Here is a 14,759-nt window from a genome sequence, read left to right as displayed (position 1 = left end):
TAATAACGTTATATAAACGTTATATATAATCGAATAAGAGGTGTTTTGGATGAACGTTCTTTTAAATGATATGGCAGAACAAGAAAAGCTAAATCAATTTATTGCCAGAATCGAGGCTGGAGAAAAGATAGAAGCGGATGATTGGATGCCTGAAGATTACCGAGGAACCCTCATCAAATTAATTTCAATGCATGGCATAAGCGAAATCATGGGGGCGCTTCCAGAAAAGGAATGGGTACCTAAAGCTCCGACCTTAAATAGAAAACTTGGAATCATGGCAAAGGTGCAGGATGAAATGGGGCATGGACAATTATTGCTTCGAGTCGCGGAGGATTTGCTAAGGCCTTATAACAAAAAACGGGATGACCTTATGCAAGATTTATTTAAAGGAGATTTAAAGTTTCATAATGTTTTCCATATGGAAGCAAAAACTTGGGGAGATGCAGGATTGATTGGCTGGTTGGTTGATGGGGCAGCGATCATTTCCCAAACGAACATGCTTGGCGCTTCATACGGACCTTATGCCCGTGCGCTACTTAGGATTTGCGCGGAAGAAGTTTTTCACGCTCAGCATGGTGAAGCGATCATCATGGCTTTGGCTGAAGGTACGGAAGAACAAAGGAAATTGGTTCAAGACTCCATCAATTATTGGTGGGAATCCTTGTTACTCTTTTTTGGACCTCCGAGTAAGAAAGAAGTGGGCTCTTCCAAACAGGATGTAACGATCAAATACAGGATCAGAACAAGTACCAATGAAGAGCTTCGCCAAGCTTTCTTTTCTAAATATGTGAAGCGGATTCTTTCACTCGGCTATACCATTCCCGATGAAACACTTCGGTTTGATAAAGAATCGGAAACCTGGATTTACCAACAGCCCGACTGGGGGAAATTGAAGGTGTACGCAAGAAATGAAGGGCCCCTTTCACAGGAGCGCTTAAGCCTTCGAAGAATTTCATATGAAAATAATAAATGGGTGCGCGAAGCGTTAGCGCCGAAGGTCATCTAAGGGAGGGGGAAGGACTATATGGAAACTAGACAAAAAACTTACTTTGAAGAATTTGAAGTATTTAGCCGTAAAACACAAACCTCACCCGTTCAATATCATTTTAGCCTGCTGGCCCCTAATGAGGATATCGCCATCATGATGGCACAAGAAAATTTCATGAGACGTGAAGCTGTAGATGATATCTGGGTGGTCAAAAGACAGAATATACGGAAAATGACGGCCGAGGAAAAGAAAACGCTTCAACGTTTGGATAATAAAGATTACAGGACTACAAAAGGATATGGATACCTAAAGAAAAAATGGCGGAAGTATGAGCAGGAAATGCTCGATGAAAAAGAGATAATGTCTTGGGCAGGAGGCGTGAAAAATGGGGAATGATTCATTGAAGGACATCGCAATCAAGGAATTGCTGCTTCACTTGGCGGACGATGATTTTATCCATTCGTATCGTGGCGCGGAATGGCTGGGACTCGCTCCGCATATTGAAGAAGATGTTGCATCCTCCTCGATCGCCCAAGATACGATGGGGCATGCAGCGATATATTATAAATTATTGGAAGAGATCGGCGTAGGGAATGCAGATCAGCTGGCCCACGATCGACCAGCGAAGGAGCGGCGTAATGCAATTATCCTGGAAGTGGTCAATGGTCCTGGATACTATATGAAAGATCCTGAATATGATTGGGCTTTTGCAGTGGTGCGGAATTATTTTTATACCCAAGCAAAAGCGATTAAGCTTCAATCCCTTCATACAAGTTCATATGAACCGCTTGCAGAAGTGGCACAAAAGGTACAGATGGAACTTTACTATCATTTGATGCACTGGAAAATGTGGTTCGTCCAATTGCTGGGTTCCGGTCACGAAGAAGCGGTTTCGAGAATGAAAGCAGCGATCGAGAAAACATTGCAGGATTTCGCTGGCGTTTTTTCACTTGGGCAATACGGAGAAGAAATGGTGGAGCTTGGACTGATTGAAGGCGAAGCTGACTTACAAAAGAAATGGATTGAGGCTGTTTCCCCCATTTTTGAAAGTGTAGGATTAGCAACAACCTTTGAAATAAGAATGGCTAAAGGTGATGGACGAAATGGCAAGCATACGGAAGATTTGGAAAAGGCACTGGAAACGTTAAGCGAAGTGTATGCAAGCGATAAAGCAGCTTCATGGTGAAACACTAGAAAAAGGGGAGGGGTATCATGTCGACCGTACTGTTGAACACAAAAGAAATATATAAGCTCCTGGAAGACGTAAAAGATCCCGAAATCGATACAGTCAGTATTCTGGATTTAGGGATGGTTGAAAACGTGACGGTTTCGGGCCAAGACGTTTTGGTGAAGATGCTGCCGACTTTTCTTGGGTGCCCGGCATTGTCGATCATTCAGAAAAATGTGGAAACTGCCATTAAACAGCATCCTGCCGTAAAAAATGTCAGCGTTGAATTTTTACGCTCCCCTTCCTGGACATCCGATCGAATTACGGAAAAGGGGAAAGCTGGACTGAAGCTTTTCGGAATCTCCCCTCCTCCTCGTCAAATGAAAAAAGATGGATCCTGGCATGTGGATTGCCCGTATTGTGAATCAACTTATGTCACGATGGAAAATATATTCGGTCCAACGGCTTGCCGCAGCATTTTATATTGCAAATCGTGTAAAAATCCGTTCGAAGCGATGAAACCGATGATAAAAATGATCTAATAAAATGGAGGTTTTCTAAAATGGTAAAACTAATCGCCCTTTATAAACAACCTGAAAACAAGGAAGAATTCGATGAGCACTACTTCAATGTACATGGTCCGATAACGGAAAAAATTCCTGGTCTTCAAAAAATGGAGGTCACTAAAATAGTCGGGACACCGATGGGCAAAGACTCTGAGTATCACATTCTATGTGAAATGTATTATGAAGACCATGATGCACTGCAAAAAGGAATGCGTTCTCCAGAAGGCAAAGCATCAGGGAAAGACTTAATGGGCTTTGCGGGGAAACTTGTAACGATGATGATCGGCGAAGAAATAAAATGAATGCGCTTCAATTCATTGAAACGTCTATCGAGGACGGCATTGGTTATATCTTTTTAAATCGGCCGAAGCAATTGAATGCGCTTAACAGGAAAATGGTCAGGGAAATCGTTACATCCATGGAGGCATTCGACCTCGACCCACAAGTGAAGGTGATTTTGCTGACGGGCAATGGAAAAGCATTTTCTGCTGGAGCTGATATTGACGAAATGGCTAACGACAATCCAATCAATCTGGAGTTAACGAACCAATTTGCCGATTGGGATCGAATAAGCTTAGTTAAGAAGCCTGTGATTGGTGCGATGAAAAGTTTTGTATTCGGTGGTGGTTTTGAACTTGCTTTATCCTGCGATTTCTTGATTGCCGCCAGCGACACCCAGTTTTCCTTTCCGGAAGTGACTCTAGGAGTCATGCCTGGTGCAGGCGGAACGCAGAGGCTGACGAAATTGGTAGGCAAAATGAAGGCGCTTGAATGGATATTGTCAGCTGAAAGGATCAATGCTAAGACAGCTTTGCAATACGGTTTCATCAATAAGATCGTTGCTCCTGAATTGTTAATGGAGGAATCGGTTGATTTTGCTAGAAAGATAGCTAAGCAACCGCCGTTAGCTGTAAGGCTGATTAAAGAATCCGTCAATAAAGCCGTTGATCTTTCCTTATATGAGGGTATGCAATTTGAACGGAAGAACTTCTATATTCTTTTTGCATCAGAAGACCAAAAAGAAGGAATGAAAGCATTTATTGAAAAAAGAAAGCCTAAATTCACAGGCGGATAAGGAGTGCTCTATGTACGAAACGATCACTTATAGGGTTGAAAACGGAGTGGCTTGGCTTACTTTGAACCGTCCTGATAAACTTAATGCCTTTACTCCCCAAATGAATAAAGAAATACAAAAAGCGATCAAAACATCTGCGGGGTCCGATGAAGTGCGGGCCATTATCATCACAGGGGAAGGAAGGGCCTTTTGCTCGGGACAAGATTTATCGGATTTGGATGATAGCATGAATTTAGGTCAATTGCTGCGTGAAAATTACGGTCCCATGATGCAGCAAATAGCAAGCTGTGAAAAACCGATCATCGCAGCGGTCAATGGGGTGGCTGCAGGGGCCGGTTTCAGCCTTGCACTGGCATGCGATTTCCGGCTTGTTTCTGAAAAAGCCAGTTTTATAAATGCCTTTGTCAATATCGGATTGATTCCTGATTCAGGAAATCTGTATTACCTTTCGCGGATTGTCGGTCATGCGAAAGCCTTGGAATTATCTTTATTAGGGGAAAAGGTTACGGCTAGCGAGGCGAAACATATCGGGATCGCTACAAAAGTGATCAGTGTGGAAGCATGGGACGAGGAATTGAAAGCCTTTGCAGAGAATCTCGCAAACAAACCAACGAAAGCAATCGGCTTAATCAAAAGATACTTAGAGGCATCCTATCACCTTTCATTGGAAGAATACTTAAAAGAAGAAGCGGAGGGTCAGCGAATTGCTGGCTTAACGATGGATTATGCTGAAGGTGTGGCAGCATTCACGGAAAAAAGAAAAGCTCAATTCATAGGCAAGTAATATAAAAGGGGAGTGGGATTACATGGTTAAAGTTCAAGAGTCAGCATTTGAAAAAGCGGAAACGAAACGTGATTATTATCACCTGATCATTAATGGAGAAAGAGTGGAAAGCTCTAATGGATCCACTATTGATGCATACAATCCTGCGACTGGTGAAATCATTGCCAAGGTTGCAAAGGCCACTAAGGAAGATGCAGAAAGAGCCGTTCAAGCTGCTCGTGAAGCATTTGATAATGGAAAATGGAAGAAAACTCCGATCAATAAACGGTCCCGTGTATTGAACAAGATTGCAGCGATCATGCGTTCACGCTTCAATGAATTGGTTGAATTGGAAGTACTGAATAGCGGCAAATCCATTTCTGCAGCGCAAGGCCAAGTCATGCAGGCAATAGAGGATTTCGAATTTTATGCAGGTGCTTTAGTTGGACACCGTGGATCTGTCAATAATGTACCTGGTCAATTCCATAACTATACGGAGAAAGAGCCTGTGGGTGTTTGTGCGCAAATCATTCCTTGGAATTATCCAATGATGATGGCGGCCTGGAAAATTGCACCTGCCATTGCAGTTGGCTGTTCGGTCATTGTTAAGCCAGCCTCTTTAACGCCGCTGACTGCCATCGTATTAGGGGAAATCTGTTTAGAAGCAGGTGTGCCTTCCGGAGTGGTCAATATCATTCCAGGTCCTGGATCTGACGTAGGGAATTACCTTGTCGAACATCCTAAAGTGAATAAGGTAGCCTTCACAGGTTCTACGCCAATCGGCAGGGATCTCATGGGCAAAGCTTCTCAAACATTAAAAAGGGTAACATTGGAGCTTGGCGGAAAGTCTCCTAATATTGTCTTTGAAGATGCTGACCTTGAAGCAGCAATAGATGGATCCTTATATGGAATATTCTACAATACTGGACAATCTTGCGAAGCAAGATCCCGTTTATACGTACACGAGGACATTTACGAGGAATTCGTTACTAGATTCGTAGAAAAAACGAAGAAATTGAAATTGGGCAATCCGCTCGATAAAGAAACACATGTCGGTGCAGTCATAGATCAAGGGCAATTGGATGTCATCGACAATTATGTCCAATCTGCCATTGCTGATGGAGCGGATATCCTGACTGGAGGAAAGCCGGCGACTATAGAAGGCTTTGAAAACGGTTATTGGTATGAGCCGACAGTCATTGCCAATGTGAATCATGAAATGAATGTCGTTAAAGAGGAAATATTCGGACCGGTTGTTGTCATCATGAAATTCAAAGATGAAAAAGAAGCCATTAGACTTGCGAATGATACAGAATTTGGCTTGGGCTCAGCACTTTGGACAAAGGATGGCGGGCGTGCGACTCGGGTTGCGAACCAAATCGAAGCGGGAATCGTCATGGTGAACTGTCCATTCTCCGCATTTCCTGGTACACCTTTCGGAGGGTATAAACAGTCAGGATTCGGCAGGGAACTTTGTATTGAGACACTTGATCTTTATACAGAAACGAAAAGCATCATTTCCTATTATGGAATCCGTCCCTTAAATCCTTTTGGTATCTAAAAAAACATAAAATAGGGTGCTGGCAAAACGATCTGTCGGAAAAGTAATTCAGGTTTGGGATGAATGCTGATCTGATTCATTGTAGCCAGCCCTATTTATTTTGAAGGAGGAATGATTTGAATGATTAGAAATCTAGTAATTGTAGGATCTGGTGTCATGGGCAGGGGAATTGCCTATGTAGGGGCAACAGGAGGCTTTGACGTAATATTGGTGGACGTGAATCAAGAAGCATTGGAAAGTGCAAAAAAAGAGATCGATACCATTTTTGAAAAGGGTATGCTCTACCAAAAGATCACCCAGGAGGAAGCGGCTACTGCAAAAAGCAGACTTTCGTATTCCTCCAATTTGAAAGAATCAGCAGCATATGCCGATTTAATCATAGAGGCTGTTCCGGAAAAGGCAGAAATTAAGAAAGCCGTTTTCGAAACAATTGAAGAGCATGCAAAAGAAGGCTGTTACTTTGCAACTAATACTTCCACTATGAGTCCGACAGAAATTGGTTCATATGGAAAACGTCCTGAAAAAACGATTGCCATGCATTTTTTCAACCCTGTCCAAAAGATGCCACTCGTGGAAATAGTACGCGGTCTTGAAACAAGTGATGAAACGGCAGCCATAATAAAAGAGGTGGCTGAAAAAATGGGGAAAGAGACAGTGGTCATCAACGAATTTCCTGGTTTTGTTACCAGTAGAATCAGCTGTCTGGTAGGTAATGAAGCGTTCTTTATGCTTCAAGAAGGGTTAGGGACACCAGAAGAAATTGATAAAGCAATAAAGTTAGGGTTGAATTACCCGATGGGACCATTTGAGCTAGGTGATTTGGTAGGATTGGATGCCCGTTTAAATAATTTAAGATATTTACATAGTAAGCTAGGTGAGAAATACCGTCCTGCACCCCTGCTGGAGCAGTATGTTAAAGCTGGCAGGCTAGGCCGAAAGTCAGGTAAAGGTGTGTACGATTATACAAAAGATGGGGAGCTGGTGAGAAAATGAAGGATGTTGTGATTGTTGATGCCGTGAGAACACCAATAGGAAGATATAAAGGCGCATTGAAAAGTGTTCGCCCGGATGACCTGGGTGCAATTGTCATCAAGGCGCTGACAGATCGCAATCCTAAGCTTTCCCCAGAGCAAATTGAAGATGTCATCTTCGGAAATGCAAATCAAGCTGGTGAGGATAATCGGGATGTTGCCAGAATGTCCGCACTTTTAGCTGGTCTTCCTGTAAACGTGTCTGGAACGACAATAAATCGTTTGTGCGGATCAGGGCTTGATGCCGTTATGTATGCGGCTCGTTCCATAGCTGCAGGGGAAGGCGATATTTATATCGCAGGCGGGACCGAAAGCATGACAAGGGCGCCATATGTCATGGCCAAACCTGAAATTGAATTCCCAAGGGGTTCGATGGAGCTTCAGGATACAACGATCGGCTGGCGTTTCACGAATGAGAAACTTGAAGAAATGTATGGTGCGGATTCCATGCCCCAAACAGCTGAAAATGTCGCTCAGCGCTTTTCGGTTTCAAGGGAAGATCAAGATCAATTCGCGTTTCAAAGCCAGCAAAGGGCGAAAATAGCAGTGGAAAATGAGCGATTCATTAATGAAATCGTACCTGTTCGATATACGGACCGTAAAGGGAATGAGGTCATTTTCGATAAAGATGAACACCCTCGTCCTGACACGACCATCGAAAAGCTGGGAAAACTCAAACCGATTTTTAAAGGTGGTACGGTAACGGCCGGTAATGCCTCCGGTGTTAATGATGGCGCCTCTGCGTTGCTATTAATGAGTGCAGAAAAGGCACGGGAGCTAGGGGTTAAACCTCTGGCCAAATATGTAGTAGGGGCGGTGGCAGGCTTAGAACCGTCAATTATGGGCCTTGGTCCCATTCATGCTACGAAAAAAGCGTTGGAACGGGCGGATTTATCCATTGAAGACATTGGGCTAGTCGAATTGAATGAAGCATTCGCTTCCCAATCCGTGGAGTGTATCCGCCAATTGAACCTGGATCAGGAAAAGGTGAATGTCAATGGCGGGGCGATAGCGTTTGGCCATCCACTCGGTGCGAGCGGTGCGCGTATTTTAACCACACTTGTTCACGAAATGAAAAAGAGAAATGTACGCTATGGTCTTGCAACGATGTGTGTCGGTGTTGGGCAGGGGATATCAGCCATTATAGAAAATATTGAAAATGATTGAGGGTAGTTGACCATTTTTTTTATAAAAGGGGAGAGGAATCATGTCTAACGTCATTTATAATGTGAATAATCAAATTGGCTATATAACAGTGAATCGACCGGACGTATTGAATTGCTTCGACTATGAGACACTTTCTGAACTGCAGGAAGTCGTTGATGCTGTTTATATGGACGGAGATATCCGTGCCGTCATTTTCACGGGTGCAGGAGAAAAAGCATTCAGCGCAGGAGCGGATTTGAAGGAAAGAAAGACTTTGAATGATGAGGAAGTAAGAAGGAACGTTAAATTGATTCGCGATGTTTTTAATAGTATCGCAGGGCTTCCACAGCCAACCATAGCTGCCGTTAATGGATACGCATTGGGGGGAGGATTTGAGTGGCTGCTGTCATGTGATTTTGCAATTGCAGCTGATGGTGTTTCATTGGGGCTCACTGAAACTAGCTGGGCCATCATTCCTGGAGCAGGCGGTACACAGCGGTTGCCGAGATTGATAGGTGAAATGAAAGCGAAGGAATTAATCTTTACGGCTAAAAAATTGACAGCAGAAGAGGCGTGTCAATTAGGGATCCTATTGAAGGTCGTTCCGAGGGATGAATTGCTATCAGTTTGTGAGGAATTGGCAGGAAAGATCATGAAAAATGGGCCGATTGCAGTCAAGCAAGCCAAATATGCCATTGTCCAGGGAATGAATACAGACTTGCAAACCGGAATGGCCATAGAGGGGAAAGCCTATGAACTGACCATTCCGACTCAAGATAGATTGGAAGCGCTCGAAGCATTTAGTGAACGGAGAAAAACGCAATTTACGGGTAAATGATATTGCGGTTTCTTTTTAAAAAGATATAATAGTATTTATGCAGTCCGTGTGAAAATGGTAACAACGAATGAGGTGAGAAATATAGGAACTAATACGCAATCCATGATATTTACGATTTATGGTGATTATATCCGTAACTATGGAAATAAAATCTGGATAGGAAGTTTAATTCGTTTATTAAAGGAATTCGGCCACAATGAACAGGGCGTACGTGTAGCCGTTTCCCGTATGGTCAAACAAGGCTGGATTCAATCAGAGAAGCAGGGAAATAAAAGCTATTACTTTTTGACTGATCGCGGTGTACAGCGAATGGATGAAGCGGCCAATCGCATATATAAAATGAAACCAAATGATTGGGACGGTAAATGGCGCATTTTAATGTACACGATCCCTGAAGATAAACGGCAATTACGGGATGATCTTCGGAAGGAATTATTATGGAGTGGATTTGGCAGCTTTTCCAATGGTTGCTGGATTTCCCCTAATGACTTGGAGAAACAAATCAAACTCTTGATCGAGAAATACGATATCAATGAATATGTTGATTTTTTCATTTCGGAATACAAGGGTCCCAAACAAAATCAATCGCTAGTTGAGAAGAGTTGGCATTTAGAAGAAATCGAAAATAAATATGAAGAATTCATCGAGAAATACAGCAAACAATTCATCGTGCACCAAAGCATCATTAGCAGAGGGGAAATGTCTGATGCTGATTGCTTTGTGGAACGAACGAATTTGGTGCATGAATACCGTAAGTTTTTATTTATCGATCCAGGCTTGCCCAAGGAACTATTGCCTTCCAAGTGGAACGGGAATCATGCCGCGCTTTTATTCAGCCAGTATTATCAAGTCTTGGCTGAACCAGCAAGCCGATTCTTTGAAAGCGTATTTCAGGAAAATAATGATTTATGCCGGAAAGATGAAACCTATGATGCTAAGGATCATCCACTTATCATTAAGTAAAAAAGGTTCGGCCAGTCACTAGTGACTGGCCGAAGCTCTTTTTTACATGATTATAGTCACGTAGGGTCAACGGGATATGCTCCGTGTGAAAATTAATCAAGCAGCCCCTTGAAGTCCTTTCCTTTTTGAACATATGTATCAATCGAAAGTTGGATCAATTCAAGATCTTTATCATTCAATTTGCGAACCACTCGCCCTGGGGAACCAATAACTAGCGAACGGGGAGGTATACTTTTGCCAGCGGCAATCAATGTATTTGCTCCGACGATGCATTCTTCGCCAATTTCTACATTATCCAATATCGTTGAACCCATACCGATTATGGACCGTTTGCCTATTTTACAACCATGTAGGATAACGTTGTGACCAACCGTCACTTCGTCTTCGATGACAACAGGGCAACCTTCAAATAAATGGATGGTGGAGTTATCTTGAATACTGCACTTCTCTCCTATTGTGATTGAATCTTCATCACCACGTAGAACGGAGTTAAACCAAATGGACGATTCTTTTCCAATTGAAATATCACCGATTAAATGAGCACCAGGTGCAACGAAAACAGTTTCGTCAATAGAAGGTTTTTTATTATTGTACGGAATAATCATAGTCTCGCTCCTTTTTGAAAAGTCAGAATTGTTTTTCTAATGAATATAGTATAACATTAAATGGACAGGGAGGGGTAAAAGTGAAATATATTTGTGAACTTTTTTCGATAAAATATCCTATTATTCAGGGCGGCATGGGGAACATAAGCAATGCAAGTCTAGCAGCTGCAGTATCCAATGCAGGTGGCTTAGGGACAATAGGGTGCGGTACCATGAATCCTGAACAGGTAGAAGCCATCATTCTTGAAACCAAAGATAAAACCGATAAAAATTTCGCGTTGAACATACCGATAAACGTTAATCCATATACAGATGAGTTAATCAATCTTGTCCTGAAGCATGATATACCAGTCGTTTCCTTATCAGCTGGAAATCCTGCCCCTTACATTCCGCAATTGCAACAAAAGAATATAAAAGTGATCGCTATCGTTGCTTCGGTCAAGCACGCGCAAAAAGCGCAGGCCGCAGGAGCCGATGTGTTGGTTGCTGAAGGGTTTGAAGCTGCCGGCATCAATTCGAACCTGGAATTGACCACCTTTACACTCATCCCGCAAATCAGCAAGCATGTGAGGCTGCCTGTTTTGGCTGCTGGCGGAATCGGCAATGGACAGGGTCTGGCAGCTGCATTGATGCTCGGAGCTTCGGGCGTCCAGTTAGGAACCAGGCTGATTGCAACACAAGAAGCACCGTTCCATCCATCATATAAACAGAAACTAATCGAAGCGATGGGCAATGATACGGTAATTTTGGGCAGATCCGTTGGTCAGGTCAGAAGAGTATTGAAGGAACCATATACCGAAAAAGTCCTGGATTTGGAAAAACAGGGGCTGTCTCCTATGAATTATCGTGAAATGACCTCTGAAGCTCATCATATTAATGGTGCAATGAACGGGGATGTTAACAATGGTTTTATGAACAGCGGCCAGGTTGCCGGATTGATTGACGATATACCCACGGTCAAGGAATTACTTGATGGCATGATGAAAGATGCGAAAAAACAAATGGAGGATGGATTGAGCAGGCTCTCTGCCCCTTTTATGATTTGAGAGCAGAGGGTAGCAAGATTTTAATTAGTTCATGTCTAGCAGAGGTTGTTCCCTTGGGTAACTATCGAAAGCTTAAGGTCAATTCGTCCTTAAGCTTTTTTCGGGACATTTAATTATCATACTTCTTACAATCTGAATTCTGCAGTAAATAGCTGGATAACCAATATGGGATTAATTATGGAAAAATGTGAGTGAAGTTATGATGCGATGGGACATATCGTTTATGAAATCATGGGGTGCCGGGATCCAATATGGAAGACCCCTATTTTATATGTAATAAAAGTTTGATAATGGAAAATGACTATGGAAAAACAAAGAAGGCGCCATGATCAGGCGCCTTTTTCATTTTTGACATTATCAGAATCCACCGAATCCGCAACTGCATCCAATGATGATTAATAGGATAAATAATACGATCAGTAATGCAAATCCGTTATCGAAACCGCCGCAGCCGCCACCGCCGCCACAACAATCGTTACCATTTCCACCCATTTAATTTCCTCCTCATACATATTATGAATTACATACCTAGCAAAACATCTTTACCGGGAATACTTCATACTATGTATTCTAGGCCGAAGTGTTAGCTTATTCATAAAAAATGGGCGTTAAACAAATCAGGGGAATAAGCCCGAATATTTTTTTGATTTCGTTTGAAATGTTATAATATACCTTGTGGATTATGGGGGAAGGGAGCTGAGCTTAGTCATGAAAGTTGCCATTATAACGGATGTGCATGGTAATGCTTCAGCGTTAAATGCTGTTCTTAGGGATATTGATCAAAGGGAGGATATCAATCATATCTATTGTTTGGGAGATATGGTTGGAATAGGCCCGGATACAAATGAAGTCCTTGAACTTTTATTTTCGAGAAATGATTTATCGATGTTAACTGGAAATCATGATGAAGCTGTACTCGCCATCATTAACGGGGAGCCGCATCCGGAAGGTCACATTCATGTCAAGGAGCATCATGAATGGATAGCGCAAAGAATGCATTGGAATTTCATTGCCAAACTGGAGAATTTACCTCGCACCATACAGAATACCATCAATGATCACTCCGTTTACTTCACTCATTATCACATGGAACCGAAGAAATTGGATGAACACATAAGCCATAACCCTTTTAGTAAAATCGTCGAACCGAATTTATATAACTTAGAAAGACTTTTTAAAGATCAGCATCACGATTTAATTGGATTTGGACATCATCACCCTATCCATCATTTTAAAAATGACCGAACGATATTCCTTAATCCAGGTTCTCTTGGCTGTAATCGTGAACCAGTTGCACCTTATGCCATCGTTACGATTGAAAATACCGGTATACAGGTGAATCTCGAACAAGTCATCTATGATAATTCATCGTTTCTATTATCCTATAAAAGCTTACAAGTTCCTGAGCATGAATTCATTATACGTGCGTTCCATGGTGGGCAGCAGGTCTGAACCGTTTATAAATGATAAAAATGGGGAAATGTTCAGCATAAAGGTACATGCCTGGGGATACGATAATAGGCAAAACATGATGATGCTGGAGGTAGGCCATGAAGGAACATGAAAAGCAAAGAAATCTTCAAGAGCAACAAGAGAAGGAACGTCACAGTTTTGTCTGTAATAATGAATTGTTTAATAAAGATCTGCACGCCATTGTCGATGATACGATGCAAGAAGAAAGATAAACAAAAAATAAACGCTGCAGGAAAAGTCTGCGGTGTTTATTTTTTGTTTTTAGGAAGGTTTTCCTATAAAGGGATCTTTTATTTGCTTTTTTTAACATTGCTTTGCAGCAGTGAAATCAGGAAGTGAATCATTTGAAACCATTCTGGATATATCCCATACTATATATAAGTTTTAAATCCGAGAGGAGGGATGGCATGGGACATCATCATGGTCACTCCCATGATCATGGGCACGGACACCACCATCATTCTAATAATAAAAAAGCGTTGTTGGCTTCTTTCTTGTTAATCACTACATTTATGGTAGTTGAGGTTATTGGAGGATTCATGACAAATAGTCTGGCTTTACTGTCGGATGCAGGTCACATGCTTAGCGATGCGGCAGCTTTAGGACTTAGTTATACAGCGATAAGGTTGGGTGAAAGAAAAGCGACATCGTCCAAATCGTATGGATATAAACGGTTTGAAATCATTGCTGCTTGTTTGAATGGATTGACCTTGATCGTGATATCCGTTTTCATTTTCATAGAGGCAATTAAAAGGTTCATCAATCCCCCTGAGGTACAAAGCCTGGGAATGCTATTGATTTCAATCATTGGTTTACTGGTTAATATCATTGCCGCATGGATTTTAATGAGCGGAGATAAGGAAGACAATTTGAATGTAAGGAGTGCCTTTTTACATGTCATAGGTGATATGCTTGGATCGGTGGGTGCCATTGCTGCCGCACTCTTGATTTATTTTTTCGATTGGGGAATGGCAGATCCAATTGCGAGTGTCATCGTTGCGATTTTAATAATTATCAGCGGATTTAGGGTAGTGAGGGATTCTTTCCATATCTTGATGGAGGGCACACCCGAGCAAGTCGATATGGATGACGTGAAAACATCCTTGATGGAATTGGGCAGTGTATCAGATGTCCATGATCTCCATATCTGGACGATCACCTCTGGTTTTTTGTCCATGAGCTGTCATGTTGTCATAGATGAAAGCGGCAACCATGATTCTGTTTTAGCAGAAGCGCAAAAACTTCTTCACGATCAGTTTGGAATTGAACATAGCACGATTCAAGTGGAAAGACAGGAAGTGGGCTGTCCGAATCCACACGAAACATGTAATTGAAAAGAGGCTGGCTCCATCTTGAGCCAGCCTCTTAAGGGTGTATACAAGAAAATCATAAGTTTTGTACAAGCTTTACCCGTTTCCATACGACTTTTTCCTAGAAGGTTTAAATGAATCGAGATTCTTCGTTCAAAATAAGTTTAATGGAAAATACTAAGGGGAATCATGGCCAAATTTTGCTGCGAACATAATCCTGACACAT

Annotated in this window: 18 protein-coding genes; 16 read left to right on the top strand and 2 right to left on the bottom strand. The window is 42.1% G+C overall.

All coding sequences use genetic code 11. The features are described from left to right. Nucleotides 1-49 precede the first annotated feature (49 nt). The 12 genes from paaA to paaX all read left to right on the top strand — a co-directional run bounded on the left by paaA (nucleotide 50) and on the right by paaX (nucleotide 10,099). Complete coding sequence (paaA, locus tag ACFWE9_RS14685; RefSeq protein ID WP_377357394.1) at nucleotides 50-1,006, top strand: 1,2-phenylacetyl-CoA epoxidase subunit PaaA; 957 nt, start codon at nucleotides 50-52, stop codon at nucleotides 1,004-1,006. Between the two features lie 18 nt (nucleotides 1,007-1,024). Next, nucleotides 1,025-1,384: a 1,2-phenylacetyl-CoA epoxidase subunit PaaB gene (paaB, locus tag ACFWE9_RS14680; protein ID WP_230157143.1), complete on the top strand. Its 360-nt coding sequence runs from the start codon at nucleotides 1,025-1,027 to the stop codon at nucleotides 1,382-1,384. Then, nucleotides 1,374-2,174 (top strand): 1,2-phenylacetyl-CoA epoxidase subunit PaaC, encoded by an 801-nt coding sequence (gene paaC, locus ACFWE9_RS14675; protein ID WP_230157141.1) that lies wholly within the window; start codon nucleotides 1,374-1,376, stop codon nucleotides 2,172-2,174. Before paaB ends, paaC begins: the two co-directional genes overlap by 11 nt. A 26-nt stretch (nucleotides 2,175-2,200) precedes the next feature. Then, nucleotides 2,201-2,698 carry a 1,2-phenylacetyl-CoA epoxidase subunit PaaD gene (gene paaD, locus ACFWE9_RS14670; protein ID WP_230157139.1) on the top strand — a complete coding sequence of 166 codons (498 nt, stop codon included), beginning with the start codon at nucleotides 2,201-2,203 and terminating at the stop codon, nucleotides 2,696-2,698. Between the two features lie 20 nt (nucleotides 2,699-2,718). Beyond that, on the top strand, nucleotides 2,719-3,024 hold the full coding sequence (locus ACFWE9_RS14665) for an EthD family reductase (RefSeq protein WP_098372584.1): 306 nt from the start codon (nucleotides 2,719-2,721) through the stop codon (nucleotides 3,022-3,024). Then, entirely contained in the window at nucleotides 3,021-3,797 is a 777-nt protein-coding gene (locus ACFWE9_RS14660; protein WP_377357391.1) for an enoyl-CoA hydratase/isomerase family protein, read from the top strand. The genes ACFWE9_RS14665 and ACFWE9_RS14660 overlap by 4 nt, the downstream gene beginning before the upstream one ends. Nucleotides 3,798-3,807: 10 nt before the next feature. Next, nucleotides 3,808-4,581, top strand: a complete 774-nt coding sequence (locus tag ACFWE9_RS14655) for an enoyl-CoA hydratase-related protein (RefSeq protein ID WP_377357389.1) — start codon at nucleotides 3,808-3,810, stop codon at nucleotides 4,579-4,581. Nucleotides 4,582-4,603: 22 nt separating this feature from the next. Then, complete coding sequence (locus ACFWE9_RS14650; RefSeq protein ID WP_377357387.1) at nucleotides 4,604-6,121, top strand: aldehyde dehydrogenase family protein; 1,518 nt, start codon at nucleotides 4,604-4,606, stop codon at nucleotides 6,119-6,121. A 120-nt stretch (nucleotides 6,122-6,241) separates the two neighbouring features. Beyond that, the gene (locus ACFWE9_RS14645) at nucleotides 6,242-7,114 is read left to right on the top strand and encodes a 3-hydroxyacyl-CoA dehydrogenase (RefSeq protein WP_377357385.1); all 873 of its coding nucleotides are present in this window, start codon (nucleotides 6,242-6,244) and stop codon (nucleotides 7,112-7,114) included. Next, a complete protein-coding gene (locus tag ACFWE9_RS14640) occupies nucleotides 7,111-8,319 on the top strand; it encodes an acetyl-CoA C-acyltransferase (protein WP_230157132.1) in 1,209 nt (402 codons plus the stop codon). The genes ACFWE9_RS14645 and ACFWE9_RS14640 overlap by 4 nt, the downstream gene beginning before the upstream one ends. Nucleotides 8,320-8,359: 40 nt before the next feature. Further along, a complete protein-coding gene (locus ACFWE9_RS14635; RefSeq protein ID WP_377357383.1) occupies nucleotides 8,360-9,136 on the top strand; it encodes an enoyl-CoA hydratase-related protein in 777 nt (258 codons plus the stop codon). Between the two features lie 81 nt (nucleotides 9,137-9,217). Next, on the top strand, nucleotides 9,218-10,099 hold the full coding sequence (gene paaX, locus ACFWE9_RS14630) for a phenylacetic acid degradation operon negative regulatory protein PaaX (RefSeq protein WP_230157415.1): 882 nt from the start codon (nucleotides 9,218-9,220) through the stop codon (nucleotides 10,097-10,099). 92 nt (nucleotides 10,100-10,191) lie between these two features. Here the strand turns inward: paaX and ACFWE9_RS14625 are convergent, their stop codons facing one another. Then, a complete protein-coding gene (locus tag ACFWE9_RS14625; protein WP_230157130.1) occupies nucleotides 10,192-10,704 on the bottom strand; it encodes a gamma carbonic anhydrase family protein in 513 nt (170 codons plus the stop codon). An 80-nt stretch (nucleotides 10,705-10,784) separates the two neighbouring features. Here ACFWE9_RS14625 and ACFWE9_RS14620 point away from each other — a divergent pair, with 80 nt between their 5' ends. Continuing rightward, the gene (locus ACFWE9_RS14620; RefSeq protein ID WP_377357381.1) at nucleotides 10,785-11,750 is read left to right on the top strand and encodes an NAD(P)H-dependent flavin oxidoreductase; all 966 of its coding nucleotides are present in this window, start codon (nucleotides 10,785-10,787) and stop codon (nucleotides 11,748-11,750) included. Between the two features lie 357 nt (nucleotides 11,751-12,107). Here ACFWE9_RS14620 and ACFWE9_RS14615 read toward each other — a convergent pair whose 3' ends face one another. Then, entirely contained in the window at nucleotides 12,108-12,242 is a 135-nt protein-coding gene (locus ACFWE9_RS14615) for a YjcZ family sporulation protein (protein WP_230157127.1), read from the bottom strand. Between the two features lie 216 nt (nucleotides 12,243-12,458). On the opposite strand from ACFWE9_RS14615, the gene ACFWE9_RS14610 reads away from it, so the two are divergent. The 3 genes from ACFWE9_RS14610 to ACFWE9_RS14600 all read left to right on the top strand — a co-directional run bounded on the left by ACFWE9_RS14610 (nucleotide 12,459) and on the right by ACFWE9_RS14600 (nucleotide 14,557). Beyond that, complete coding sequence (locus ACFWE9_RS14610) at nucleotides 12,459-13,202, top strand: metallophosphoesterase family protein (protein ID WP_377357380.1); 744 nt, start codon at nucleotides 12,459-12,461, stop codon at nucleotides 13,200-13,202. A gap of 98 nt (nucleotides 13,203-13,300) precedes the next feature. Beyond that, complete coding sequence (locus tag ACFWE9_RS14605) at nucleotides 13,301-13,435, top strand: hypothetical protein (RefSeq protein ID WP_290370544.1); 135 nt, start codon at nucleotides 13,301-13,303, stop codon at nucleotides 13,433-13,435. A 195-nt stretch (nucleotides 13,436-13,630) separates the two neighbouring features. Next, complete coding sequence (locus tag ACFWE9_RS14600) at nucleotides 13,631-14,557, top strand: cation diffusion facilitator family transporter (RefSeq protein WP_230157123.1); 927 nt, start codon at nucleotides 13,631-13,633, stop codon at nucleotides 14,555-14,557. Nucleotides 14,558-14,759 lie beyond the last annotated feature (202 nt).

The organism is Peribacillus sp. NPDC060253 (assembly GCF_042727425.1).
Classification (GTDB): Bacteria; Bacillota; Bacilli; order Bacillales; family DSM-1321; genus Peribacillus.
The sequence above is the reverse complement of the archived record's forward strand: the minus strand, read 5'-3'. Positions and strand labels throughout refer to the sequence as shown.

Excerpts from the sequence above, each read along its gene's own strand:
- paaA (WP_377357394.1), top strand. The coding sequence starts at position 50 with ATGAACGTTCTTTTAAATGATATGGCAGAACAAGAAAAGCTAAATCAA.
- paaB (WP_230157143.1), top strand. The coding sequence starts at position 1,025 with ATGGAAACTAGACAAAAAACTTACTTTGAAGAATTTGAAGTATTTAGC.
- paaC (WP_230157141.1), top strand. The coding sequence starts at position 1,374 with ATGGGGAATGATTCATTGAAGGACATCGCAATCAAGGAATTGCTGCTT.
- paaD (WP_230157139.1), top strand. The coding sequence starts at position 2,201 with ATGTCGACCGTACTGTTGAACACAAAAGAAATATATAAGCTCCTGGAA.
- ACFWE9_RS14665 (WP_098372584.1), top strand. The coding sequence starts at position 2,719 with ATGGTAAAACTAATCGCCCTTTATAAACAACCTGAAAACAAGGAAGAA.
- ACFWE9_RS14660 (WP_377357391.1), top strand. The coding sequence starts at position 3,021 with ATGAATGCGCTTCAATTCATTGAAACGTCTATCGAGGACGGCATTGGT.
- ACFWE9_RS14655 (WP_377357389.1), top strand. The coding sequence starts at position 3,808 with ATGTACGAAACGATCACTTATAGGGTTGAAAACGGAGTGGCTTGGCTT.
- ACFWE9_RS14650 (WP_377357387.1), top strand. The coding sequence starts at position 4,604 with ATGGTTAAAGTTCAAGAGTCAGCATTTGAAAAAGCGGAAACGAAACGT.
- ACFWE9_RS14645 (WP_377357385.1), top strand. The coding sequence starts at position 6,242 with ATGATTAGAAATCTAGTAATTGTAGGATCTGGTGTCATGGGCAGGGGA.
- ACFWE9_RS14640 (WP_230157132.1), top strand. The coding sequence starts at position 7,111 with ATGAAGGATGTTGTGATTGTTGATGCCGTGAGAACACCAATAGGAAGA.
- ACFWE9_RS14635 (WP_377357383.1), top strand. The coding sequence starts at position 8,360 with ATGTCTAACGTCATTTATAATGTGAATAATCAAATTGGCTATATAACA.
- ACFWE9_RS14625 (WP_230157130.1), bottom strand. The coding sequence starts at position 10,704 with ATGATTATTCCGTACAATAATAAAAAACCTTCTATTGACGAAACTGTT.
- ACFWE9_RS14615 (WP_230157127.1), bottom strand. The coding sequence starts at position 12,242 with ATGGGTGGAAATGGTAACGATTGTTGTGGCGGCGGTGGCGGCTGCGGC.
- ACFWE9_RS14610 (WP_377357380.1), top strand. The coding sequence starts at position 12,459 with ATGAAAGTTGCCATTATAACGGATGTGCATGGTAATGCTTCAGCGTTA.
- ACFWE9_RS14605 (WP_290370544.1), top strand. The coding sequence starts at position 13,301 with ATGAAGGAACATGAAAAGCAAAGAAATCTTCAAGAGCAACAAGAGAAG.
- ACFWE9_RS14600 (WP_230157123.1), top strand. The coding sequence starts at position 13,631 with ATGGGACATCATCATGGTCACTCCCATGATCATGGGCACGGACACCAC.